Source organism: Myxococcus virescens, from assembly GCF_900101905.1.
In the GTDB taxonomy this organism is placed as follows: domain Bacteria; phylum Myxococcota; class Myxococcia; order Myxococcales; family Myxococcaceae; genus Myxococcus; species Myxococcus virescens.
This window is the reverse complement of record NZ_FNAJ01000027.1, coordinates 19322-40442: the sequence shown is the minus strand read 5'-3', so window position 1 is coordinate 40442 and position 21121 is coordinate 19322. Positions and strand designations below refer to the sequence as shown.

Sequence of the window (21121 nt, the reverse complement as noted above, 5' to 3'; positions counted from 1 at the left end):
GTTGAGTTCGCGGGGCGACGCCAACGCCTGGGCTCCCGTTGCTCCTGCCGCGCAGCCCGAGGCGGGGCTGATACGGGGCGTCTGTCTCAGGAGGACTTCTCGGCGGCCGGGCGGGAAATGGCGCGCTGGCTGTCCTCGGCCACCAGTCGCTCCCGGAAGAGGGCGACGAGCGTCTCGTCCGATTGGTAGTCGAGGCTATTGGAAATCTGCCTGTCCATGCGGACCACGGCCGTCAGGTAGCCGGCGCGCGCGTCAATGCTCAGGGCTGTATTGCTTGCGACTTGGCGGTACAGGAAGAAGAGGTCATCAACGTCTTCATCGGTGTGCGGCATGTGGCCTCCGGGGGCTGCGGCTGTTGGTGTGGCGGGGCACCCGCGCGGTCCTGCGGCGCGGGGGCCCCTGTCCCTTCCGCTCAGCCCATCAGGGTGCTGAGGAGCATCATTCCGCACATGGCCTCGGCGTGGTCCCCCTCGGACAGCTCCAGGTAGATGCGGCCGTGGTTCGGCTCCAGGAGGCGCTCGCTCTGCACAATCCATCGCTCATTCGGGGGCGTGCGTAGCTCCAGGTCGGCTGACAAGGCGTGGAGCGTCGCGCTCAGATGCCGGTGGGTGGAGCCGCGCGGGAGGATGACGTCCAACTGCGGTTGAGGCGTGCCGTACCGGCTCGTGGCGAGGTCGATGCGCAGGGTGGTGTTCTGGAAGTCAACCACCGTCATGTGGACAAGGTGGAGGGGCTTGGGGGAGGTGGTCATGACGTGCGTTCCTGTGAGTTTTGCGCGGCGCTTCGTTGCCCGTCGCGAAAGGCATACACGCTCTGGTTGGCGGGTGTAGCAAGTCCTCTCTGGTGCCTTGGTGGTGATGTCTGGGGATGTCTTTGGTGAGACTTCTTTCTCTTGCGCCCTCGGGTGGTGTGAGGGATGTCACCCTTGTCCCGGGCGCTGCGGGCGCTCCCGAGCGGCCGTGGGGTTCAGCTCGTTCAGGGCGGCTTGGGCGTCTCCGGCGCTCCAGTCCACCAGCCGCGGCAGGCAGGTGTGGATGATGGGGACTCGTTCCGCCAGGCGGCTCAGCAGCCCAGTGGGGACGCCCTGATGTCGTCTGCGCACCCAGTGGCGGAGGAGCCGGGCCCAGGCTCGCTGGTTGGGGAATCGAAACAGGGCCCCCTCGACGTCCACGAAGACAGGGACGTCGCTCGGGCTCTCCAGCCGCTCAATCGTCACACGGTAGTCGCCGGGGCGAATGGGGTGGGGGAGGTGCGCTTCGATTTCGGAGAGCAGGGCCGCGCGGCGGTTGGGCACGCCGAGCCCGAGTGTCTGCGGGACGGAGATGATGCGGTTTGTCTTCATGTCGTGAGCCGGGTGAGGTGGCACGCGGCGAGCGAGAGGGCCCGCCGCGCGCTTGGTTGCTGGTGGAGGACTACTCGTTGCTGGTGGAGTTGAGGTCCGCGCGGCTCATCTCCTTCGCGGACACCTCGAAGCTCTGGGCCGCGACCGGGTGGACGGTGACGCGCTGGCTGTCCTCGGCCGCCAACCGCTCCTGCATCAGGGCCAGCAGCGCGCTGTCCGTCTCGAGGTCGAGGACATAGGAGATGCGAGGGTCGACCCGGACGACGGCCATGAGGTACCCAGCGCGCGCGTCGATGCTCATGGCGGTGTTGCACGCGATGTGCTTGTGGAGGCGAAAGAGAGCGTCCATCTCTTCGGATTGATGTGACATGGGGCTTTCCGTGTTGTTCGGTGGTGGATGGCGGGAGGTGCTGCGGGCACCAACGAGAGCGCGCAAGGACGCTCCATGAGAGGAGGGTTGGGCTGAGGCGGCAGCTCGCGCTACCGCCCGCATGTTCATGTCAGCGGAGGGCCCTGTGCAGGACTTGCAGCCCGCGCTCTGCCTCGTCACGAGTCGGCCGAGGGCCGCCGTCCCCGAGTAACAGCAGGTGGACGCGGCCTGTGAGTCCGCTGTCGAGCACCGCCGACTCGACGAGCCAGTGCTCCTGCGCCGGGGTGCGTAGCTCCACCTGGGCGGCAAGGAGCAGGAGGGCCGCGTTGCGCTGGCGTGCGGAGGTGCGCTGGGGAAATGTGACTTCGACTTCGGGCTGCAGTTCGGCGCCGCCTTCGGGGAGGGCCAGCTTCACTTCCACACGGGCGCCGGAGAGCGCCTTGCGAAGTGCCACCGACACGAGGGCGTCGGTGGCTTGTTCCTTTGTCGCCATGGCAATCCTCACTCGTTCTCGTCCGGAGCGAAGTGCTCGGCGGCCTCGGTGGCGCCCATGGCCGTGAGTTCCCGGTGCACCGCGCGCATGAAGAAGCGGGTCCGACTCGGCAGGCCCGCGTCACGCCAGGCCTTGTCCAGGGCTGCCAGGGCTTCGGTGTCGAGGGAGAGGGGGATGACGCGCTTGCCGTCCTCACGCACCTTCACCTCGCGCTCGGGACGCGGGCCTACGTTGATTCGTCCAGCCTCCGCCTCTCGAATCTTCCACTGGAGGTAGTCGACGTTGGTGCTGCCCGTCGGCCGTCCGACGACCTCGAGGTACTTTGCTTGCAACTCCTGGACACTCAGCCCGGCGAAGCGTCCACGCCCTTGGGTAGGCTGCGCGCCTGCGGCCGGGGTGGCGGTCGGTGCGGCGGGCGCCGGAGGCGCGCTGGGGGCGGCGGCCGTCGCCCGGCGGGTGGGGCTGCGCCGCTTCTTCGCGGCGAGGGCCTCCTCGATGCGGCGGATGAGGTGCGTCTTGTTCGGGCTGCGCGTCTCCTCGCCCACCACTTCGCGGAAGCGGGCGCGCAGCTCCGTCAGGTTCATGGACTCCAGCTTCTTCGTCTTCGGGGCGGTGGTGCGGGGCATGGTGGTGTTTTCCTTTCCGGGCCGTGGGTACACGTTTGCCATTCACAAGGGCGGCCCGGCGGCCCTCATGCGCTGGCGCCCCGCTGGGCGGGGCATGGTTGGTGAGAGGAGGCTCTACTTGCTGCGGGCGTTGCTGGCGGCGCTCAGGCCGGCCTGATAGGCGGCTTCGAGAGCCTCCTTCAGGCGCCACACCGGCACGTCATGGAAGTCGAGGCTGTCGCTCTTGCGTGTCTTCAGTGTTTCAATGTTGAGCGCTTCGCGCGCGATGCGTTCGAGGGTTTCCTCGGGCGCCCGGGCAGGCTTCGCGGAGCTGGCGGTGCGGGGCTTGCGGGGTGTCATTGTTTCATCCTTCCGTGCGCCTTTGGGCGGCGCGCGTGAGGCATACACGCTCTGTTCTGCGCGTATGGCAAGTCATTGTGCGCTGGGATTGCGCAGGTGCGCGAAGCACTCCAAGTCGATGGCGCGTGGGTCGACATGCACGAAGGAGGTAGTGCCGTCCGGGCGAATGGGGGCCGCGTCGATGCGGTCCTCGGCCGTGACGCCCCCGAGGCGCGCCAGCTTCTCGTCCGTGTCCGCGTAGTAGTCGTCTGCGTCCGGGTCGGCGTCAGGGCGGGTGCCGCCGTGTAACACGGCGAAGATGCGGACCTTCTGCCCCTGGAGGCCGGGGATTTCGTTGCCGAGGTAGGTGGTGTCAGTGCCGATAATCATGGGTGTCTCCCTGGCGCGCCGTGGGCAGCGCGTGAAGACATACACGCTCTGCCCCGGGCGTAATGCAAGTCGCTATCTGCGCAGGTGCGCGAAACACTCCAGGTCGCCGGGGCGGGCGTCGTAATGGTCGAGGCTGCTTTTCCCGTCCGGGAGAATGGGGGCGATGTCGAGGCAGTCGGCCTCCTTGACACCGCCGAGGCGCTCCAACGCTTCGTTGAGCCGGATGTAGTCGCCGGCATCGTCGGGGTCCGCCTCTGGGCTGAAGCCTCCGGGCAGCACCGCGAAGATGTGGACCTGCTGTCCCTTGAGGCTGGGAATTTCATCGCCGATGTATGTCGTGGTGGTGCCGATAACCATGGGTGTCTCCCTGGCGCGCCGTGGGCAGCGCGTGAAGACATACACGCTCTGCCTCGGAGACATAGCAAGTCAGAGGTGGAGGGATTCGAGACACCCCTCGCAACGCGGCGCAGGGGGAACTCTGTTTTGCTGGCGGTGTATGCTTATTGACTGGACTCTTCCGGGGCGTGGGGCTGCTCTTCGGGCGACACCGCGATTCGGAGGCCCTGTGGAAACCAGCGCTCTCGGGCTTCCTGCGACAGCGGACTCACCGACACCTTGGCTGCACCGTCGCCCTTGGGCTTGAGCACCGCGTGTAGGCGCCCGCGCTGAACGAGCTCCGCGTGGAGGTGGCCGACGAGGAGCCGGTGCAGGTGGCCGAAGCTGCCAGGCGCGGGGTGCTCCGACTCTCCCTCGGCCGCGCGGATGAGAAACTCGGTGGAGCGGCAGGCGGGGCAGGGCGGGAGCTGGACGAGGCCGTCGTCCACGTCCTCCCGACGGGCGACGCCCACCTCCAGAGAGTCGAGGGCGAGGCGGTTGCCGCTGCCGCACCGGGCGCAGCGCTGCAGCACGTCTTCGGCAGTGACTTCGTGAATGGCCATGGGCGTCCTCACGCGACAGCGGTGTATGAGCCGAACCAGTACGTGGCCCCAAGCGCGGGGATTGTCTGGTGGCTGTAGAAGGCGAAGCCGTCTCTGTCCGGCACCATGACGGTGGGGTTGCCGACGAAGCTTCCGCTGGTGGCGTAGGGGGAGAGGGTGATGGAGGAGGGCGCGGTGGGGAAGCGGCTGCGAAACGTCACCGAGCCGCCGCCGGCCAGGTTGTCGTGCGGGGCGGTGTCGCTGTTGCTGTACTGGAGGCCGAGCCGGCCCACCTCGCGCACGCTGCCCGCCACCTCGAAGGCGGTGTTGCTGGCGGTGCTATTCATGGGGAGCCGCAACGTGCGCGTCCAGGTGGTGAAGGTAGTGGTGAGGCTGGCGTCGTGGAGGAACTCCGCCTCGTTGCGCGAGAGGCGAAAGCCGCCGGCCGCAGCCCCGGAGGTGTCCCGGGCCCAGGCGCTGCCATTCCAGGCGGCGTTGAGGGTGAACCACACCGAGTCGTCGTCGGCGTAGAGGCGCAGGCGCGCGGCTGCGCCCCCCACGCCCAGGGCGTCGAGGAGGAGGACGCGGCCAGTGCCCAGCCTGGGTTGGAGAATGGCCCTGTGCTGGCCTGCCGCCGTCTCGTTGCTCCGGTAGTGCCCGCTGCTGAAGGCCGCGAGGATTTCAGCGAGGGCTGCCTCGACGGTACCTGCACCGAGGAACTCTCCCGTGTCCGCGACGGAGACGGCGGAGGCCGCGTGGGCCCCTGCGGCCTGGGTGACGTGCCCGTTGAGGAAGCCCAGCAGCGCGGCCACCTGCTGCCGCAGGTTGCCGGCGGCGAGGGAGTGGGGCGTCCCGGCCAGCGCCTCTCCTCCAATGCGAGACGCACCGGGGCTTCCGGCCGTCGTCTCCCCCAGGCGGGTGACGACTTCCTGCAGCTGCGCCTGGACGCTGGTGCCGCTGACGTAGCTGTGCGGCGAAGCGCCAATGGCGCTGGCGTGGTGGGCCCCGGTGGCCGCGCCCTGGTGGGCATTCATGAAGCCCAGCAGCGAGGAGAGCTGCGCGTCCACGGTGCCCGCCGGAAGCAGGTTGGGGGTACCGGGCACCGCGTCCGCGCCCACGCGGGAGGCGCCCGGGGTGCCAGCGGCGGCCGAGGAGAGCTTGTCCACGACTTCGTCCACGGCCTCCTGCACGGTGGTGGAGGTGATGAAGCCATGGGGCGCGTAGTCCACGGCACTGGCCTCATGTCTCCGGGTGGTGCCGGAGAAGTGCCCGGCCAGCTCGGCGTCCACCTCGTCCAGCGTCGCTTGCACTGTCGCGGAGCTGGGGCTCAGGACGTCCCAGGTGCCGCTCTCCACGGCCACGGAGGTGCCCCTGGCGAAGATGAAGGCCTGGCGGCGGGAGGTGTCCAAGTCCGCGGCGAGAATCTGCGTCTGCCCGGGGCGGCGCCGGACGTCACACAGCAGCAACTCGTCGGGCTGGAGGGCGGGCTTGGGCGCCTGGTCGACGGGGCCCTCCGGCGCCTGGCGCACCACCAGCTCGAAGGACTCGTCGCGGCGGAAGTACACCTGCTGGGAGTTGCCGTCCGTGCGCGGCTCGGACAGCAGGCGCGTGAAGCGAAGGAAGATGCCCAGCCACCGCTCGCTGCCGGAGGTGGAGACGTCGGTGGGGATGCCGGACAAGTCCACCGCGCAGTCCACCGTCTGCCCGGTGCCGAAGAAGATGCGCTGGCCGAGGTTGTCGTAGGCGCGGCCCGGGGCCGTCAAGTCAACGGAGAGGTTGGGCACGGGCGCGTGCGGCGCGGGCACGGCCCCGGAGATGACGCCGTGGACGCCCAAGTCCGAGGCGAGGTTGCGGTCCGCCTGCTCCAACTGCGCGAAGGCCAAGTCCAGCTCGGCCTCGCTGACACGTTGCCTGAAGAAAAAATCCAGCCGGTTGCTCATGCCTTTGCCCTCCAGGAGAAGGCAAAGGCACGGCGCGAGAAATCGGGGACATGTCGCAGGGCGTTCAGTGCAGCGTCGTCGTCTCGCCCAGTTCGCTGAGGCCTAGCTCCCAGTGCTCGGGGAGAATGGGCGGCAGGGGCTCCACCAGGTCCACGAAGTGGGTGTGCGCGGGCTTGAGGTACTCGACGAGGGTGCGCAGGCGCTGGCGCTCCGGGGGCGAGAGAAGACGCTCCACCTCGACGTTGAAGGCGTAGCGGGCGAAGCGCTCCGAGGGGCCCAGCACCCAGTCCACGCCCAACTCGGATTCACCCAGCACGAGGGTGTCCGAGGCGAAGGGAGAGATGGCCCTCACCTCGATGCCGAGGAAGAAGCGGATGGCGTTGCGCAGGCCCAGCGCGGTGCCCTTCTGCTGGTACATGTCCACGAGGATGGCGGCCAGGCGGCGCCGGGCGAGGACGTCCAGCTCGAAGGCGAAGGGGTTGCCCAAGTCCTGGAGGATGGCGTCCAGGAAAACCTCCGGGGCGCGCTCCAAGTCGAAGACGTCGGGGAAGGCGTCCAAGTCGGCGAGCAGCAGGTCCGTCACTTCCTGGAGGCAGGAGATGAAGCGGTGCAAGTCCCCCGTCACGTCGTCACGGCGGTTGTGGCCCGGCAGCATGTCCCAGAGTTGGAAGTGCCGGGAGGGAGGCCTGGCCGGCCGGAAGCCCGCGAAGATGGCTCTGTGGTAGGGGGCGAGCACCAGATTGCCGTGCGTGTCCGTCACGCCCTCCACACGCACTTCGTACCCCACGTCCGGCGTCAGCTCCGTGTCGAGAACGAGCTGGACGAGGGGGCCGTCCGCCGCGGCCTCGATGGCGGCTACCGGGACTGCGGGCGCGCCGCGAGCCGTGAAGGTGAAGCGCGCCGTGGGAGGCACCCGCACAGCTTCGTCGAAGGCGAGGCGCACCGACTTCGGCGCCAGGGCCTGGGCGCCCACGAGACGGGGCGCTGTCCTGTCCTCTACGGTGAAAGTGTACGTCTCGTCGAGGAGGTGCGCGCCGCCGGCCGTCGCGGAGACGACGCGGACGGAGACGGTGGCCTGGCTGACCAGCGGCACCGCCGGATGGAGCACCACACGCAGGGTGTCCGCCGTTTGCGTCACCTCCGCCCGAGGCCCCGCAAAGGCGGGTTGCACCTCGATGTCAGCCCCGCCTTCGAAGGCGAGGAAGCCGTCCACCCAGACGCGCGTGGCCGCCCGAGCAATGCCGTCCGTGCCGATGTCCACCAGCTCCAGCTCCAGGGTGGTGTCAATGGGGACGTCCGTCTCCCCTGGGCCCGGCGCGCGGTTGAGGAGGAGGGGACGGCGCGTCTCGGCGAAGAGGGAGACGGTGTCGACGTAGAGGGCGGGTAGCTCAACCGTGGCCATGGCGGCACCTCACGAGGAGACGAGCTCCAGGCGGACGCCCACCGTGCGGACACCGGAGAGCTTCGAGACGTTGGCGGTCATGTCCGTGACGAGGCGCTCGCGGCCGGGGCGCCCGAGGCAGCGGGCGTACTTCACGCCGTCCACGACGAGGGACGCTTCCCAGGCCAGGCCCTCCGGGACGCCTGGCGGCACACGGAGGCGCAAGGCGGTGCGGACCAGGTCCACGCCGGTGACGTCCACCGCTTGTGTCACCTCGGCGAAATCCCCGGGGGCCAGCTCGAAGCGACGTCCAGGCTCCTCGTCGCCGAGGACGAAGAGGTACTCGCCCGAGGCGGGCGCGGCCCGCTGGGGCTGAATGCGTCCCTGGCCCAGGCCCAGGCGGCTGGTGAAGGCAGTGAGGGCCATGGCTTCACACCTGCCGGGAGAGCTCGAGCGAGTCGAAGTAGGCCCGGCGCGTGACGTCCCGCACCGCGAAGCCGAAGCCGCCACGGCCCGAGGTGAGGGGTTGGCTACCGGAGTTGATGCCGAGGGCGTCGTCGATGAAGTCGGCCATGCCTGGCACGGGCTGCCAGTCAGGAGGCGTGCCCAGCGGGTGGAGGGCCAGGTCATTGTGGAAGGCCTTGAGGACGACGTCGCCGTTGGCGTTGACGATGACGTCCAGCCGCAGGTGCAGCCAGGTGCCCTGGGAGAAACTGGCCGAGGACTTCAGGAGGACTCCGGGGCCGTCGGCGTCGGGCAGCCCCGTGGCCACCGCCCCCTTGCGGAGCACCACCCGGTGCGGCTCATCGTCGGAGAGACCCAGGAGGTAGGCGGAGTCGTTGACGGAGGTACCCTGTCCGCACAGGAAGATGAAAGGGGAGAAGCCGGTGGGGCCGCCACCAGGCCCTCGCTGGATGCAGCCTCGAATGCTCCCGCCCCGGGCCATGGGGGCGAAGTCCGGCAGGTTGGCGAAGAGTGCGACGGCGCCCTGGGCGGCCGACAACGAGTTGAAGGCGAAGAGGAAGTTGCCGCCGCCTGGGGGACGGGCAATGCCCGCCGTTACGCCCCTGTCCACGGTGGCGATGTCGAGTCCTTGATTGAGGTAGCTCCAGTCTGCGAGTGCCATGGTGTCCTCACTGCGTGGCGGCCAGCGGCCACCCGGTGTCGAAGTCCTCGGTGGGCTGCGTGGAGTTGAAGAGGGCCCCTTGCGCCGTCACGTCCTCCCAGCGCCAGGCGTAGGACTCGTTGGTGTGCCAGCGCTGCTCGAAGTCCTCCCGCGCCGAGTCGTTGAAGAGGCCCGGCACGGCGGTGACGTCCGCCCAGTCCGTGAGGAAGGGCCCCTGGCCCCACGTCTCGACGACGCTCCCCTCGAAGCGGTGTGGGACGAGCTGCGCGGGCGGCAGCTCGAAGAGGAAGCCGTCGTTGTCCCAACCTCGGGAGAAGTCCTCGAAGCCATCGCGCTGGCCGGAGAAGAAGGCGAGGGCCACGGGGACGTCGGAGAGGGCGGCGCGCCATACGTACCAGCGCTCGAAGTCCTCGCATGCCTCCTCCGGCACACCGAAGCCCGCGAAGAGTTCAAGGCGCGTCACCGCCGTCAGCGTCCAGTGCGCTGCCTCGCCGGGCCGGGCGCCCGCGTCCTCGAAGCTGGGGTTGAGGAGGGCCATGTCAGAGGAGCCCTCCGGTGTCCCCGTCCTGGAGGGTGACGCTGCCCAGCACCGGCAGCTCCCGCACCGTCAGCTTCACATCCGCGGGCAGGCCGTTGAGTGTCAGGTCCATTCGCGCGTCGCCCAGCTTCCGGACGCCGGGCACATCCCGGATGACGTTGAAGACGTCGGACCAGGCCACCTCCCCGGCCGGGAAGCCCTGGGCGTCCTTGAGGTTGAAGCCGAAGTCGATGCGCGGGTTGGGCGTGCCGTCCGGCTCGCTGATGCGGAAGTGGGCGGCGAGCGCCTGGCGGACGCGTGCGGCGACGTCCTGGGCCGAAGCGCCCTGGCGCAGGAAGAGGCGGGCGGAGACGTCCACGCGCCGGTACACCGGCTCCTGGACGGCCACCTGGAAGGTGAGGGTGCAGGGGTAGACTTCCGTCACCTGCCGCAGCACCTGGGCCTTGAGGGCTGGCGTGGGGACTCCGCCGCCCTGGGGCACCACGTAGAGGATGCCGGCATTCTCGGCAATGGTGGCGTCCTCGTTGGACGTCAGCATGAGGGCGCGGGCCACGCCGGGGAGGCGCCGGGCGTTGATTTCAAAGTCCTCGCGGGAGACGGTGCGCGTCAGGGCCCGGAGGCTCTCGGGGGCGAGCAGCTTGGCCGAGGCCACCGTCTGCCTGTCCGCGCCACCCGAGGCGGGGGCGGGGTTGTTGACGGACACCTGCACCGCGTGGCCGTGGGCGTCCCGGAAGCTGCCCTCCACGACGACGAGGCGGCCCGCGTCCACATTGCCGTCCGCGCCGCCACCTGTCTTGTACACCACCGCCACGGTGCCAGCGGGCGGCAGGCCGTTGGTGCCGTTGCCGAAGCGGACGGTGGCCTTGTCCCCCTGGTCGACGCTGACGAGGAAGTGGGCGTCGGAGGCGCGGGAGTTGAGGAAGGTGTCCACCTCGCTGAAGGCACCCTGGGCGGTGGACACGCGGGCGGAGCCGTCCAGGTAGGGGGCGAAGTCCAGGTGCGCTTCGAAGTCGGCGAGGCCGCGGGCGTCGAAGAGCTGGGTGTGCGTCTTCGAATGCTCGGCCACCGTGACGACTCGCGGCGGGTTGGCGCCGGCCGGAACGGTGGCGGGTGCCAGCAACTGGAAGCGGACGGCCTCCGTCACCTCCTGGGTGCGGACGACGGTGCCGGCGGGGAAGGTGACGGGGGCGGCGGGCGGCTGGGCCACGCGCAGCTCCACCTCGGCCGTGGCGGCCTGGGCACCATGAAGCCGGTAGCCCAGCATGCGTGCCAGGGTGATGACGTTGCGGCGCTGGGTGGCGGTGGAGAGGCGCGACTCGCGGGCGAGGTTGTCCTGGTAGCTGCCAAGGACGTCGCCAACGAAAGCGTACATCTCCAGCAGGACATTGCCGAAGCTGGCGACGTCGAAGTCCGTCCAGTCCGGGAAGACGCTCTTCGTCAGCGCCATGAGGCGCGCGCGCAGGGCGTCGAAGTCGCGGTGGGTGTAGTCGGTGGACGCGGGAAGAAGTGGCACGTCGGCGAAGGCCTCCACCGGGAGACAAAGGCCTGGGGCTCACTTCTGTAGGGGACATGGGGACTGCGAGCTGGGGCTGCCCCAGGTGCTCAGGAAGATCGCCGACAACGAGCGGGGGCTGGTGGAGTGGGGAGACGGTTCTTCAGGAAGGCGTCTCCTCGAGGAGGAAGCCGTACTGGCGCACGGCCGGGTCGACGTTCGGGTCGATGATGCACCAGACGTAGACCGGACGCTCCGTCACTCGGGCCGTCGTGATGAAGTCCCATGTCACGGCCCCCTCGACGGGGACGATGAGCCGCTGGCCCACCGGCCCCGAGGGGGTCTCGAGCTTCATCACGAGCGAGGCCCGGTTTGTGGTTCCCTTCACCTGGACGAAGTCCTTGATGATGGCGACGTAGCGCTTCCCCTCGAGCCGCACCTGCTCATGGAACTTCTTCTCCCGGCCATGGAGCTTCGTGAACAGGAAGGCCATGCCGATGAAGAGGCCCACGTACACGACGATGTGGATGATGGTGGACATCCGTGAAGGCTACCCCGGTCCCGCAGCCCCGTGGGTATCCTGAGTGAGGGCCCTGAACCAACCTGAGCGAGAATCACGAATCTCGGTTTAGCGCTTCGCCCTACCCGAACAGGGTGCGGAACTTCTCCTCGTCCTGCGCGCGCAGCCGCTCGCTGAAGCGGAGTGCTTCGTCTGGCGCCGGGGGGCATCTACGAGCCGGGACGAGGACGGTGTACTCGTCCCGGGGACTGGGCCCGAAGAGAATGAGGCCGAGGCCGTGCAATTGGCAGCGCGCCACCAGCTCCCGCTTGTCGTTGAAGGAGAGGGTGTGCGGCAGGGCGAGGTACGTCTTCGTGGCGAAGAGCTGGTGGGCCGTCGCCTGCCCATAGGCCGAGAGGAGGTCCTTCGTCGTGCCCCTGACTTCGACTGCGAGGATTTCGGGAGTCCACGAAATGGAGTCCCCCGCACATCGCCGGTACACGCCGACGATGTCCGGCAACTCCCAGGGGCCGCCGAGGCCTTGGCTGCCCATGGGGACTGCGGCGGTGAGTTCCTCCACGTCTCCCTCGAGGAACGTGGCGAGAGGCAGGAGGAACTCCTCTTCGCGCGCAGCGGGCCCTGCGGCTTGGAGTTCGCCCATTCTGATGGGGACGAAGAGCCCGCGCTCGGGCCTGCTGATGACATTCGTGTGGGTAATGCGGCCGAGCGAGCGAAGGACTGGAGGAATGCTGGCGAATGGAGCCTCGAGGTGTTGGTTGTGGACCTCTCGCGCCAGGGGCATGAGGCGAATGCCGGAGGGATGCTGGCAAACAACCTTCACTGCTTTCTCTTGGAGTTGTCGAATGGGAAGCCGGCTGACTTCGCCTCGTGCGTTGTAAAAGCAGATGTGCCCGCTGGCTTCCCACCAGTGCAGGGTGAAGTCCTTGCCATCCATGTATTTCGTTTGTCGGCTCATTGGGTGAGGCGCTCCGTTTGAGGTGAGCCATACAGCCCTCTGGTGCTCGGAGAAGTCCACTTGTATGCGTGGGATTGGAGCGCCACTCAGCCAGGGAGGGGCGCCTCCAAGTCCGCTGTCGTGTCACCCTCTCGCACGCGCACACGAAGCGTCAGCGTGGCCGCCTCCTGCTCGACGCGGATTTGCACGAGCTGGACGCCAGGCAGCCAGCGGGCGAGGGCGTCACGGACGTACACGCGCACCAGCTCCGCCAGCACGCTGTCGTTGCGCTGGTGGCGAAGGCGCGAGAGGCCCGCGCCGAAGCTGGTGCGCCAGGGCAGCTCGCCGGTGGAGTGTGGCGTGGCGCCCTCCGTCAGCAGCACCTGCCTCACCTTCGAGGCGAGCAACTGGGTCTCGGTGCCCGCGGCGAAGTCCTGCTTCCTGTCTCTCCTGAAGGGGACGAGGAGATTCCGCGGTTGCTGGCTCAAGGTGTCCTCCTCACGGAACGGGGATGGCCGCGCGCACCTGCTGCAGCGTGCGGACGATGGCGTCGAGGGGCGCAATGGCCTCTTCCAGCGCGCTTCCCTCGAGGCTGGAGAAGTCCGGCACCTGGGGGCCGCCCACCAGCCCCAGGAGGACGTTGAGGAGGGCCATGAGCTGGGAGAGGGCGGCCAGGGCCTTGCCGACGTTGGCGGCCTCCTGGGCGACGTTGGCCTCCGCGCAGCCTGCCACCGACAGGAGGCCGGCGTCCCCAAGCTGGGCCGCGCGCAGCCGGGCCTGTGCCACGCTCGACAGTCGCTGCTGGAGGTGGACGAGCTGGTTTCGCGCCTGGCCCAGCTCCCCCAGGACAATGTCGATGACGCCCACCACGGTGTAGGGCACCGAGAGCTGGGGGACGAGGCGGAGCAGATTGGACACCTTCTCGGCCAGATTCGGCAGGGCTGCGGCGATGGCTGTCGGGTCCGGCGGCGGCCCCAGTGCGTCAGGTATCGCCTTCACGACGTCGACGAGTGCCAGCACCGCGCCGATGACGTCGAAAATGGGCATAAGCGGCGCGAGCGCCGGCTGGACGGCCTGCAGGAGCTGGTGGTGCTGCAAGGTGGCGCCTCCAGGCAGGGTGAGCGTGGGCGCCTCGGGCAACGGCGGGATGTGGATGCAGATGGGCAGCGCCATGGGCTTCCTCAAATCGGCTCGGCGATGGGGCGCACCACGCGGCCGGCGATGGTGACTTGAGCCGCCTCCAGGGAGATGGCGCCCACCGCGCGCAGGGTGAGGGCGGTGGTGGCCTCCAGGGTGACGGAGTTGGTTTCCGCGTCGAAGGTGAGGCAGTCGCCCGTCTTCCGGTTGGTGAGCTTCAGCTTTCGCTTCCCCGCGGACTCGTCCAATTCGACGCGGAAGGTGGGCGTGGCGAGGACGCGGTTGTCGGGCGGAGACACCTGGGCCTCTTCGGGCACCTCACTCTGGCCGCCCGGCTTTCCCCAGTGCGCGCTGAGGTAGTAGGGCGCGTCGATGTCGCCCATGTTGAAGAAGACGGCCACCTCCGCGCCCACGTGTGGCACCGCGAAGAGGCCCGTGTCCTTGGCGCCGCCGCCGGAGGTGCCCAAGGGCCAGGCCCAGGAGGACTCGGGCTCAAGGACGCCGGGGATGCACACGCGGACGCGGCCGAGCTGCGCCTCGTCGTCGCGGCTGGTGACGTAGCCCACGTACATGCCGAGGAGGCGCGTGTCATGGGCGAGGATGTCGTCGTCGAAGGTGCTCATGGTGGGCTCGCTACCTGGGGAGACTCATTCCGGCTTCCGGGTCCTCGACACCGATGGGCTGCCCGTCACGGCGGTACTCGATGTACCGGGTGCCGGTACGCTTCTCGAATGCCTCTACTTCCTTCAGCGCCCCCGTCGTCGAGGGTGCGCTGGTGTTGGGTTGTCCGCCCTGGGGCTGTCCCTGCTTCTCGGCGCTGGCTTGCTGACGCTGTCCGGTGCCGTCACGCGACAGCTTCAACTCGCAGGTGTAGCCGGAGGCGGAGAGGACGTGCTTCGCCTCGGTGACGTAATACTTCCCGGACAGGAAGCTGGAGATGCCGCGCACCTCCACGACGGACTTCGCACGCAAGCTGGGGTTGCCCACCACCTGGAGGGACAGCTTCACAGTGCCGGCTTCCGCCCGCCGGAAGCGGGCCGCGGACTCGCGCTGGGCTTGAGCGGGTGTCGATGCCGAGGTGGGCTGGACGCTGGTGGTGCTGTTGCGAAGCTGCAGCGACGTGGTGCCCGTGCGCTTGTCCACCACCTCGAGGAAGTCCGCGAGGGTGGTGCGCTCCACGGTGGCACTGCTCGCCTGGGCTTCGATGTTCGCCTTGGCCATGGCGTCCCGGCCACGGACGCCCACCTGGCCCACGCGGCGGCCCAGCTCCGACTCGACGTTGACGGAGAGGATGTCGCCTCGGCCTGTGTCCGCGTACCACCACAGCACCTGGGCGGGCGCTGCGGCCTGGTTGCGCGGGCCGAAGGTGAGGCCCTTGTCGTCGACGTGGAACTCAAACTCCTCGCGCGCGGCCATGCGCCGGAGAAAACGCGCATCCGTCTCCCCGGCCTGGTGGATGGTGTCGAAGGACTCTCCGGTGTCCTCGACGTGGACGGAGCCCTCCTCGTAGCCGTACTCGGCGGCCACCTCGCGCACCACCTGGGCGCGCGTCTTGCCTTTCCAGGCGCGCGTCTTCGCTTCGCGGTGCATGAGGGCGCTGAGGGCCTGGCCCTCGACGGTGAGCAACTGGAAGCCCTTCAGCTTCTTCACCACCACTCGTCGCGGAGGCGCCATGAGGCCCGGGTAGCCCCAGGACACCTCCAGCACCGCGCCGCCGACCAGCTCCGCCCTGTCGAAGAGGGCCAAGTCGAAGTTGTCCAACTGGAGGGACAGCTTGTCGGCCTTCGTCGCCGAGTCCTCGAAGGTGAGGCCGAGGACGCGGCCCTCAAGGGAGAGGGGCTCACCGCCGCGAGCCCTCTCGTGTGCCAGCAGTGTGAGGCGCACGCCAGGCGCGCTCCTGTCGAGGGGGCGCGTCATTCGCCGGCCCTCCGCCGCTGCTCGCTGAGGATGACGTCGGTGAGGACGCGCAGTGAGGGGATGAAGAGGCGCCGCCCAGCCTCCAGCTCCAGCGTCGCGTCGATGATGGGCTCCGGCTGGAAGTCGGCGATGGCCCACCAGAAGCCGCAGGCGCGCGGGAGGGGCGCGAAGTAGCGGCCGGCGAGGCCCCAGAGGGAGTCGCCCTCGGCGACGAGGTGGACGCGCGTGTCCACGTGCGGCTGGAAGCCGTAGGGGACTCTCTCGGAGAGGAAGAGGTGGCCGGCCTCGTCCCGCAGGCCGAGGGAGAAGGAATAGCGACTGCCAGCGTGAGGGGCCATTACGGCACCTCCTGACGGAGCTGCTCGGAGGTGACACGGGTGTCGAGAATCTCCTCGAAGGTGACGGTGGCGGTGTAGACGAGGACGCGTCCGTCGACGGCGAGCTGGCGGTACTGGAACTCCACGCTGGCGACGACGCACTCCACGGTGAGGACGCCGGGCCAGAGGATGAGGACGCGCGGCGGCGCTGTCGCCAGCACACCCTCAGTACCCGCCGGAGGCACGGTGAGGGCGCGCAGGAAGCCGCGGAACGCCATGATGTTGGACGTGTCGGCCTGCTGCGTGGCGAAGGCGTCGAGGTAGAACTCCACGCCTGCCAGCTGTCGGTTGGAGGTGCCCTGAAACTGGAGCACCTGGTGAGACAGGCCCGGTACGGCCAGGCGGTTCCAATTCACCTGGAGCTTCTCTACCAACTGCGTGGGGTTGAAGAGGCACTCCATGGCCTCACCGGTGAGGACATTCACCAGCACGCAGCGAGGAGGACGGGCGAGGCCGGCAGCGATGGACACGTGGAGCCCGCCTTTCAGTACGCTGGCATGGGGGAGAAGCTGCGGGAGGCGGCGTCCCTCTCGGCACGCGCCGTGGCCTGGGCCAGCACCTCTCCGTCCACCTGGACGCTCACGAGGACGGGTGCGCTGGCAGGCGAAGCCGGCTGCGAGGAGAGCACCTCGGGCTGGGGCAGCGAGGCCTGGAGGGCCGCCACCGCCGGCATCGACGAGGACTCCAGGGGCCAATCCACTGGCGAGGTGGGCGAAGCCGAGGAGACGGCAGTCACAGGTGTGGCGGCGCTGCCGGTGGCGTCGTCGAGGCCGAAGGCGACGGACAAGTCCCGGTGGAGGCCCAGTCGGGCCGTGCGTAGCGCCTGCTGGAGGCCGGTGTCCGTGCCGAAGAGGCTCGCCACCGCGTCCACGACGCCGAGGATGGCGCCCACCAACTCCAGGAGGACGCCGGAAATGGCGTCCACCACGCCGAAGACGACGAGCTTCATCCCCGTCCACGCCTCGGCCCAGTCGCCGGTGAGGATGCCACTGAGCGCCATGACGACGCCCCAGAAGACGTCGACGATGCCGGAGAAGGCCGCCAGGGCCGCGTTGAGGACGCCCCCCACCACGGACACGGCGAGGGAGACGGCGGACACCAGCACGCCCACGACGGTGGTGATATTGCCGATGGCAAACCCGATGGCTTGCCCCATGAGGGCCCACCCACTGCTGCCCTGCTGCAAGGCGGAGTTGGTGCCCAAGAGGCCCGAGAGGGCCCCGCCGAGGACGCGGCCGAGGTGCGCCAGGCTGCCGAGGAGGACGTCGACGCCGGCCTTCATGTAGCCCCACTGGCCCGCCAGGCCCTCCACCACCTCCGCGGCGGCCGTCAGGCCCCTGACGACGAAGTCGAAGACGCGGGTGAGGGCGCGGCCCACCGTGGCGCCCGAGGCCCCGAAGGCGGCGAACTTCGCAGCGGCCGTGGTCGCGTCGTCCCGCTCGGAGAGGAAGCCCAGCGCTTCGCCCACCCGCCCAAGCGTCGCCTGGAAGGCGTCGAGGGTGGGGCGCGCGGCCTCAATGCCGGAAGAGAATCCGTCGGCGAGGCCGGAAAAGAAGCTGTGGACGCGGTGGGCCCACAGGTAGAGGTTGATGAGGAAGTCCTTCAGCCCGGCATTCTCGGCCCGGCCCAACTCCTCCCGCACCGCGCCGGAGAAGCCCCCGTCCTCGAAGAACTGGACGAGGCCTCGGAAGGCGAGCGTCACCTGCTCCTGCACACGCCGCGCGAAGTCGCCCAGGCCCCCGAGGTTGTGACGGAAGGCATAGGCGAGGCCGGCCACGGCGACACCCAGGAGGACGACAGCGGCTACCGCCGGAAGCACCGTGGCCAGGAGGCTGCCCAGGGTGAGGCCCAGCACCTTGAGGCCCACCACCAGCAGCGCCAGGCCCACCTTCGCGGCGATGACAGCGCCGACGAGGGAAACCAGGGCACCAGCCCCGAGAGCGAAGGCTGCGAAGGCTCGCTTCACCGGGCCGGGCAGGGCCTGGAAGACACCCAGCACCTGCTGCACCGCGCTGGCGACGAGGGTGACGAGGGGCTTCAACACCTGACTGAAGGGCTCCCCGAGGACGATGGCGAGCGTCTCCAGGTTGCCGGCGAGCAGCGTCTTCTGGCCCTGAAACGTGTCCAGCATCTGCTCACGGAACTTCGTGGCCGTGCCGCCCGCATTTTCGAACTCATCGCGCAGGTACTTGAGGGCCTCGGCGCCGCGGACGACTTCTCCAGTGTCCTTGCGAATGCCATTGGTGAACTGCGTGAGGATGGCATTCACGCCGCCAAGCGCCTCGCGGCCGAAGGCCTTCAAGAGGAAGGCGGAGCGCTGCGCCGCCGTCATGCGCTCGAGGGCGGGCGACAGCTTGTCGAGGATGCCGAGGAAGGAGAGGAAGTTGCCTTTGGAGTCGGTGACGGCAACACCCAGGCCGCGCAGGTGCGCTTGCACCTGCGGGTCCGCCATGCGCTCCATGGCCACGGCGACGGCGGTGGACGCGCGCTCCACGCCGGGGACGACGTTCTTCACGAGGCCGAGGGCGATGAGTGTCTCGGGCAGGGACTGGTTGAGGGCCTGTGCGCCGCGCGCGGCGGTGCCGAGGGCCAGGGGCAACTCATTCGCGCTGAGGGCGAAGACGTTGACTGCCTGGAGCATTTGGTCGACGGAGATGGCGGCCTTGTCGGTGGAGATGCCGAAGGCCTTCATCGCCTGCGACGCGAGGCCCGCTGCGCCCTGGGGTGTCAGCTCTCCCAGCGAGCCACCCGCCAGGTCCAACACCGGTAGCAGCAAATCCATGGACTCAGCGGCGGTGAAGCCGGCCTGGGTGAGCTCGCGAAGGCCCAGCACGGACTCGGTGGGCGTGAATTGCGTGGCGAGGCTGGCTTGGATGGCCGCGTCACGAAGTTGCCCGAGCACCTCGGCCGAGGCGCCGGAGACGGCGGCCACGCCCGCCAGGGCTTGCTCGAACTGGCCGGCAACGTTGGCCAGCGAGAGGGATGCGCCCACGGTGACGGCGCCGGCCGTGAAGATGGCCATGGCGACGCCGAGCCGCTGAAAGGCGGTTTCAATGCGCGCGGTGCCCAACCCTACGCGCCTGTCCAGGCTCATGAAGTTGCGCTCCACGCCCTGAAAGGTGCCAGAGGCCAGGTCCCGCGCCGTGAAGACGAAGCCCAGGCCGAGGTTGTTGAGCACGCGCTACCTCCGCTTCGCGGACTTCTCCAAGGCCTTCGCCTCGCGACTGCGTTGCTGGCCAATGCGCTCGAGGAACCAATCCCTGTCCGAGGTGGGCAGCTCCAGCGCGTCACCGAGAGGCACTGCGAGGCCGCTGCCCCCGTGCTGGTGCCAGCACAATTGGAAGAGGCCCTCGCGCCACGTCTCCAGTGTCACGCCGGGGAAGAGGTGGAGCGCTCCCGTCGCCTCGTTGTCCGCTGCGTCCCCGGGAGGAAGAAGCCCCGGTCGAAAGGGAGCTCCACCTCCTGTCGCATGAAGCACTCGGGGCACTCGACTTCGAGGGTGGTGTCCACGCCGCAGTCGACGCGGTCGAACTCGTCGACGAGGAAGTCGGCGTCGCGCAGGCTCAAGTCTTCGAGGAAGCGGCGCTTGTCGCGCGCGTCCACGCCGTCAACGTCCAGCACCCGGTAGGCGAGGACGGAGGACAGCAGCTTCTCGGGCGTGGCGCGTTGGAGCTGAGGCAGGCGCCGCTCGTCCTCACCCGTCAGCAGCTTGAAGCGCACGCGCGTGCCGGCGTCCGGCAGCGTCGTCTCGAAGCGGTTACCGGCGACGAAGCAGGCGCGGCTGGTGTCCGAGAGGGCGCGCACCGGAAGCTGCCTCAAGTCCAGCTCCCAGTCGATGCGGGCGCGGCAGGCTGCATTCTGGCAGGGGACGGCGAAGGCGTACTCGGGGCCGTAGGTGAGGACGCGCACCTGGAGGAGTGCATAGAAGCGGTCCCCCTGAAGCACCTGGCCCCAATCCACCTTCCCGTCGGCAAAGGCGTAGGGGCCTGCCTCCAGCAGCTCTTCCCAGCACGCGGAGAGCAGCTCATCCACTTGGCCGCCGCTCTTCGCCAGTTTCCTGTCCGCGAGGACGCGCTCCTCCCGCACTCGCATTCCCCGAATACGGCCTGTCAGCCCCGAGGGGCATGAGATGATGTTCGCCATGTCCTTCCTCCACGAAGGACAAAGGCTTTGGACGGCTAATCGGGGACATCGACAGACGCAGCACCCACTCAGGGGGGCGACCAGCCGTGAACGGTTATCTCCGCACGAGAACCAGTGCAGGAGCTTCGCGCTGCTGTGGGACGGAGCAGCGCGTACCTGTCATCGGAACTTCGTGATTCTCCGTGGAAGGCCAGATTAGCATCGGGTCATGCACGAGCTTGATTTAAGGGGGCGTTGGTACCTTGCTGCCTTGGCGTTCGGTTTGCTGGCCTGCAATCGTCCCGAGCCGAAGATTCGCGACAAGTTCAGCAAGATGTACGAGTGCCCCGCAGCAGAGGTCGCTGTCACGGCGCGGAGAGAACTCAACTGGGGCGAAATCTCCAAGAATCCGTACCAGTCCGGCTCGGGCTACGACGTCTTCGAGGCGAGCGGTTGTGGTAAACGTCACTACTTCGCCTGCTGGACTTCGCGAACGATGACCAACGGCGAGATTAGCGACCACTATTCCTGCGTCCCCGCACCTTCCGAGCCCAAGTGAAAGGGCATCGAGAAGGAATGGGCGGGCGTCCTTGCCGCGCCGAAGTCACGCTCGTGAATGAGCGTGTTCGCCAATGGGCGGAGCGGGCGCTACCTCTAGGGAGCGCCCGCCCGCGTGCAAGGCCCATGGGGACGACGTCGCTGGCTGAGTCCTACTTGGCCAACTCGAAGAAGTCGTAGGTGAGGGTGACGGACTCGATGACGTTCTCGTCACTCTCGTTGTCCCATTCGCCCGCGACGAACTTCACCGGCCATGCGCGGGAGAGGCTCCACCGGCGCAGCGTGGTGCCGTCCCTGTCTTGCTGGACGATGTCGAGGTTGCGCTTGTAGAGGCTGTCCGGCAGGCCCAATCCGCTGGCGGTATGGACGACGTCCTGGAACCAGTCGAAGAGCTGGTGGTCCTGCGTGGCGCCTCTCTCCAACGTGACGTCGGAGAAGGTGAGGCGCCCCGGGGACTTGTTGGGGATGAGGCTGCCGCCCTCGAAGTACTGGACGTTGGCGACTTCGACGGACAACTCGCTGCACTTCTGGAAACCGGAGTGCCCGAGGCCGTCCACCTCGCACAAGAATTTGAAGCGCTTATGAAAGCTGCGCGGCTGTCCGATGATGGCCATGGAGATGTT

General features: G+C 68.6%; 28 protein-coding genes. 1 reads left to right on the top strand and 27 read right to left on the bottom strand.

What is annotated here, in order from left to right; genetic code table 11:
• Positions 1 to 86 precede the first annotated feature (86 nt).
• The 26 genes from BLU09_RS36445 to BLU09_RS36315 form a co-directional block, all read right to left on the bottom strand.
• Entirely contained in the window at positions 87 to 332 is a 246-nt protein-coding gene (locus BLU09_RS36445) for a hypothetical protein (protein ID WP_244172346.1), read from the bottom strand.
• An 80-nt stretch (positions 333 to 412) separates the two neighbouring features.
• Entirely contained in the window at positions 413 to 751 is a 339-nt protein-coding gene (locus BLU09_RS36440; RefSeq protein WP_090495752.1) for a hypothetical protein, read from the bottom strand.
• A 168-nt stretch (positions 752 to 919) separates the two neighbouring features.
• Positions 920 to 1342, bottom strand: a complete 423-nt coding sequence (locus BLU09_RS36435; RefSeq protein ID WP_090495751.1) for a hypothetical protein — start codon at positions 1340 to 1342, stop codon at positions 920 to 922.
• Positions 1343 to 1412: 70 nt separating this feature from the next.
• On the bottom strand, positions 1413 to 1712 hold the full coding sequence (locus BLU09_RS36430; RefSeq protein ID WP_090495750.1) for a hypothetical protein: 300 nt from the start codon (positions 1710 to 1712) through the stop codon (positions 1413 to 1415).
• A gap of 130 nt (positions 1713 to 1842) precedes the next feature.
• The gene (locus BLU09_RS36425; protein ID WP_090495771.1) at positions 1843 to 2205 is read right to left on the bottom strand and encodes a hypothetical protein; all 363 of its coding nucleotides are present in this window, start codon (positions 2203 to 2205) and stop codon (positions 1843 to 1845) included.
• A gap of 8 nt (positions 2206 to 2213) precedes the next feature.
• The gene (locus tag BLU09_RS36420) at positions 2214 to 2831 is read right to left on the bottom strand and encodes a DUF2924 domain-containing protein (protein WP_090495749.1); all 618 of its coding nucleotides are present in this window, start codon (positions 2829 to 2831) and stop codon (positions 2214 to 2216) included.
• 114 nt (positions 2832 to 2945) lie between these two features.
• The gene (locus BLU09_RS36415; protein WP_090495748.1) at positions 2946 to 3170 is read right to left on the bottom strand and encodes a DUF6900 domain-containing protein; all 225 of its coding nucleotides are present in this window, start codon (positions 3168 to 3170) and stop codon (positions 2946 to 2948) included.
• Positions 3171 to 3242: 72 nt separating this feature from the next.
• Positions 3243 to 3539 carry a hypothetical protein gene (locus BLU09_RS36410; protein ID WP_090495747.1) on the bottom strand — a complete coding sequence of 99 codons (297 nt, stop codon included), beginning with the start codon at positions 3537 to 3539 and terminating at the stop codon, positions 3243 to 3245.
• A gap of 72 nt (positions 3540 to 3611) precedes the next feature.
• Positions 3612 to 3896 carry a hypothetical protein gene (locus BLU09_RS36405; protein WP_090495746.1) on the bottom strand — a complete coding sequence of 95 codons (285 nt, stop codon included), beginning with the start codon at positions 3894 to 3896 and terminating at the stop codon, positions 3612 to 3614.
• A gap of 143 nt (positions 3897 to 4039) precedes the next feature.
• A complete protein-coding gene (locus BLU09_RS36400) occupies positions 4040 to 4477 on the bottom strand; it encodes a hypothetical protein (protein ID WP_090495745.1) in 438 nt (145 codons plus the stop codon).
• Positions 4478 to 4485: 8 nt separating this feature from the next.
• Entirely contained in the window at positions 4486 to 6396 is a 1911-nt protein-coding gene (locus BLU09_RS36395; RefSeq protein WP_090495744.1) for a hypothetical protein, read from the bottom strand.
• Between the two features lie 64 nt (positions 6397 to 6460).
• Positions 6461 to 7798 (bottom strand): phage tail protein, encoded by a 1338-nt coding sequence (locus BLU09_RS36390; RefSeq protein WP_090495743.1) that lies wholly within the window; start codon positions 7796 to 7798, stop codon positions 6461 to 6463.
• A gap of 9 nt (positions 7799 to 7807) precedes the next feature.
• A complete protein-coding gene (locus BLU09_RS36385) occupies positions 7808 to 8203 on the bottom strand; it encodes a hypothetical protein (protein WP_090495742.1) in 396 nt (131 codons plus the stop codon).
• A gap of 4 nt (positions 8204 to 8207) precedes the next feature.
• The gene (locus BLU09_RS36380; RefSeq protein WP_090495741.1) at positions 8208 to 8903 is read right to left on the bottom strand and encodes a hypothetical protein; all 696 of its coding nucleotides are present in this window, start codon (positions 8901 to 8903) and stop codon (positions 8208 to 8210) included.
• A 7-nt stretch (positions 8904 to 8910) separates the two neighbouring features.
• On the bottom strand, positions 8911 to 9441 hold the full coding sequence (locus tag BLU09_RS36375; RefSeq protein ID WP_090495740.1) for a hypothetical protein: 531 nt from the start codon (positions 9439 to 9441) through the stop codon (positions 8911 to 8913).
• Between the two features lies 1 nt (position 9442).
• Positions 9443 to 10972: a baseplate J/gp47 family protein gene (locus BLU09_RS36370; protein ID WP_208610783.1), complete on the bottom strand. Its 1530-nt coding sequence runs from the start codon at positions 10970 to 10972 to the stop codon at positions 9443 to 9445.
• A gap of 124 nt (positions 10973 to 11096) precedes the next feature.
• Complete coding sequence (locus BLU09_RS36365) at positions 11097 to 11474, bottom strand: hypothetical protein (RefSeq protein ID WP_090495739.1); 378 nt, start codon at positions 11472 to 11474, stop codon at positions 11097 to 11099.
• 100 nt (positions 11475 to 11574) lie between these two features.
• A complete protein-coding gene (locus BLU09_RS39670; protein WP_244172344.1) occupies positions 11575 to 12093 on the bottom strand; it encodes a hypothetical protein in 519 nt (172 codons plus the stop codon).
• A gap of 401 nt (positions 12094 to 12494) precedes the next feature.
• Positions 12495 to 12875: a GPW/gp25 family protein gene (locus BLU09_RS36355; RefSeq protein ID WP_090495737.1), complete on the bottom strand. Its 381-nt coding sequence runs from the start codon at positions 12873 to 12875 to the stop codon at positions 12495 to 12497.
• 10 nt (positions 12876 to 12885) lie between these two features.
• Positions 12886 to 13560, bottom strand: a complete 675-nt coding sequence (locus BLU09_RS36350; RefSeq protein WP_090495736.1) for a hypothetical protein — start codon at positions 13558 to 13560, stop codon at positions 12886 to 12888.
• 8 nt (positions 13561 to 13568) lie between these two features.
• Complete coding sequence (locus BLU09_RS36345; RefSeq protein WP_090495735.1) at positions 13569 to 14147, bottom strand: phage baseplate assembly protein V; 579 nt, start codon at positions 14145 to 14147, stop codon at positions 13569 to 13571.
• Between the two features lie 10 nt (positions 14148 to 14157).
• Positions 14158 to 15441 (bottom strand): phage late control D family protein, encoded by a 1284-nt coding sequence (locus BLU09_RS36340; RefSeq protein WP_090495734.1) that lies wholly within the window; start codon positions 15439 to 15441, stop codon positions 14158 to 14160.
• On the bottom strand, positions 15438 to 15779 hold the full coding sequence (locus BLU09_RS36335) for a LysM peptidoglycan-binding domain-containing protein (protein ID WP_090495733.1): 342 nt from the start codon (positions 15777 to 15779) through the stop codon (positions 15438 to 15440). Before BLU09_RS36335 ends, BLU09_RS36340 begins: the two co-directional genes overlap by 4 nt.
• Complete coding sequence (locus tag BLU09_RS36330; RefSeq protein ID WP_090495732.1) at positions 15779 to 16288, bottom strand: CIS tube protein; 510 nt, start codon at positions 16286 to 16288, stop codon at positions 15779 to 15781. The genes BLU09_RS36335 and BLU09_RS36330 overlap by 1 nt, the downstream gene beginning before the upstream one ends.
• 14 nt (positions 16289 to 16302) lie before the next feature.
• Positions 16303 to 18996, bottom strand: a complete 2694-nt coding sequence (locus BLU09_RS36325) for a phage tail tape measure protein (protein ID WP_090495731.1) — start codon at positions 18994 to 18996, stop codon at positions 16303 to 16305.
• A gap of 191 nt (positions 18997 to 19187) precedes the next feature.
• Positions 19188 to 19961 carry a T4 family baseplate hub assembly chaperone gene (locus tag BLU09_RS36315; RefSeq protein ID WP_090495729.1) on the bottom strand — a complete coding sequence of 258 codons (774 nt, stop codon included), beginning with the start codon at positions 19959 to 19961 and terminating at the stop codon, positions 19188 to 19190.
• Between the two features lie 208 nt (positions 19962 to 20169).
• On the opposite strand from BLU09_RS36315, the gene BLU09_RS36310 reads away from it, so the two are divergent.
• Positions 20170 to 20499, top strand: coding sequence for a hypothetical protein (locus tag BLU09_RS36310; protein WP_090495728.1), 330 nt, complete (start codon positions 20170 to 20172; stop codon positions 20497 to 20499).
• 151 nt (positions 20500 to 20650) lie between these two features.
• Here BLU09_RS36310 and BLU09_RS36305 read toward each other — a convergent pair whose 3' ends face one another.
• Positions 20651 to 21112, bottom strand: a complete 462-nt coding sequence (locus tag BLU09_RS36305) for a phage tail protein (RefSeq protein WP_090495727.1) — start codon at positions 21110 to 21112, stop codon at positions 20651 to 20653.
• Positions 21113 to 21121 lie beyond the last annotated feature (9 nt).

What these genes read in the sequence shown, in the direction of transcription:
- BLU09_RS36375 (WP_090495740.1), bottom strand. Translation starts at nt 9,441, where the DNA reads ATGGCCCTCCTCAACCCCAGCTTCGAGGACGCGGGCGCCCGGCCCGGC.
- BLU09_RS36350 (WP_090495736.1), bottom strand. Translation starts at nt 13,560, where the DNA reads ATGGCGCTGCCCATCTGCATCCACATCCCGCCGTTGCCCGAGGCGCCC.
- BLU09_RS36390 (WP_090495743.1), bottom strand. Translation starts at nt 7,798, where the DNA reads ATGGCCACGGTTGAGCTACCCGCCCTCTACGTCGACACCGTCTCCCTC.
- BLU09_RS36420 (WP_090495749.1), bottom strand. Translation starts at nt 2,831, where the DNA reads ATGCCCCGCACCACCGCCCCGAAGACGAAGAAGCTGGAGTCCATGAAC.
- BLU09_RS36380 (WP_090495741.1), bottom strand. Translation starts at nt 8,903, where the DNA reads ATGGCACTCGCAGACTGGAGCTACCTCAATCAAGGACTCGACATCGCC.
- BLU09_RS36365 (WP_090495739.1), bottom strand. Translation starts at nt 11,474, where the DNA reads ATGTCCACCATCATCCACATCGTCGTGTACGTGGGCCTCTTCATCGGC.
- BLU09_RS36425 (WP_090495771.1), bottom strand. Translation starts at nt 2,205, where the DNA reads ATGGCGACAAAGGAACAAGCCACCGACGCCCTCGTGTCGGTGGCACTT.
- BLU09_RS36410 (WP_090495747.1), bottom strand. Translation starts at nt 3,539, where the DNA reads ATGATTATCGGCACTGACACCACCTACCTCGGCAACGAAATCCCCGGC.
- BLU09_RS36445 (WP_244172346.1), bottom strand. Translation starts at nt 332, where the DNA reads ATGCCGCACACCGATGAAGACGTTGATGACCTCTTCTTCCTGTACCGC.
- BLU09_RS36310 (WP_090495728.1), top strand. Translation starts at nt 20,170, where the DNA reads ATGCACGAGCTTGATTTAAGGGGGCGTTGGTACCTTGCTGCCTTGGCG.
- BLU09_RS36335 (WP_090495733.1), bottom strand. Translation starts at nt 15,779, where the DNA reads ATGGCCCCTCACGCTGGCAGTCGCTATTCCTTCTCCCTCGGCCTGCGG.
- BLU09_RS36315 (WP_090495729.1), bottom strand. Translation starts at nt 19,961, where the DNA reads ATGGCGAACATCATCTCATGCCCCTCGGGGCTGACAGGCCGTATTCGG.
- BLU09_RS36400 (WP_090495745.1), bottom strand. Translation starts at nt 4,477, where the DNA reads ATGGCCATTCACGAAGTCACTGCCGAAGACGTGCTGCAGCGCTGCGCC.
- BLU09_RS36430 (WP_090495750.1), bottom strand. Translation starts at nt 1,712, where the DNA reads ATGTCACATCAATCCGAAGAGATGGACGCTCTCTTTCGCCTCCACAAG.
- BLU09_RS36305 (WP_090495727.1), bottom strand. Translation starts at nt 21,112, where the DNA reads ATGGCCATCATCGGACAGCCGCGCAGCTTTCATAAGCGCTTCAAATTC.
- BLU09_RS36345 (WP_090495735.1), bottom strand. Translation starts at nt 14,147, where the DNA reads ATGAGCACCTTCGACGACGACATCCTCGCCCATGACACGCGCCTCCTC.
- BLU09_RS36385 (WP_090495742.1), bottom strand. Translation starts at nt 8,203, where the DNA reads ATGGCCCTCACTGCCTTCACCAGCCGCCTGGGCCTGGGCCAGGGACGC.
- BLU09_RS39670 (WP_244172344.1), bottom strand. Translation starts at nt 12,093, where the DNA reads ATGGGCGAACTCCAAGCCGCAGGGCCCGCTGCGCGCGAAGAGGAGTTC.
- BLU09_RS36405 (WP_090495746.1), bottom strand. Translation starts at nt 3,896, where the DNA reads ATGGTTATCGGCACCACCACGACATACATCGGCGATGAAATTCCCAGC.
- BLU09_RS36415 (WP_090495748.1), bottom strand. Translation starts at nt 3,170, where the DNA reads ATGACACCCCGCAAGCCCCGCACCGCCAGCTCCGCGAAGCCTGCCCGG.
- BLU09_RS36435 (WP_090495751.1), bottom strand. Translation starts at nt 1,342, where the DNA reads ATGAAGACAAACCGCATCATCTCCGTCCCGCAGACACTCGGGCTCGGC.
- BLU09_RS36395 (WP_090495744.1), bottom strand. Translation starts at nt 6,396, where the DNA reads ATGAGCAACCGGCTGGATTTTTTCTTCAGGCAACGTGTCAGCGAGGCC.
- BLU09_RS36340 (WP_090495734.1), bottom strand. Translation starts at nt 15,441, where the DNA reads ATGACGCGCCCCCTCGACAGGAGCGCGCCTGGCGTGCGCCTCACACTG.
- BLU09_RS36440 (WP_090495752.1), bottom strand. Translation starts at nt 751, where the DNA reads ATGACCACCTCCCCCAAGCCCCTCCACCTTGTCCACATGACGGTGGTT.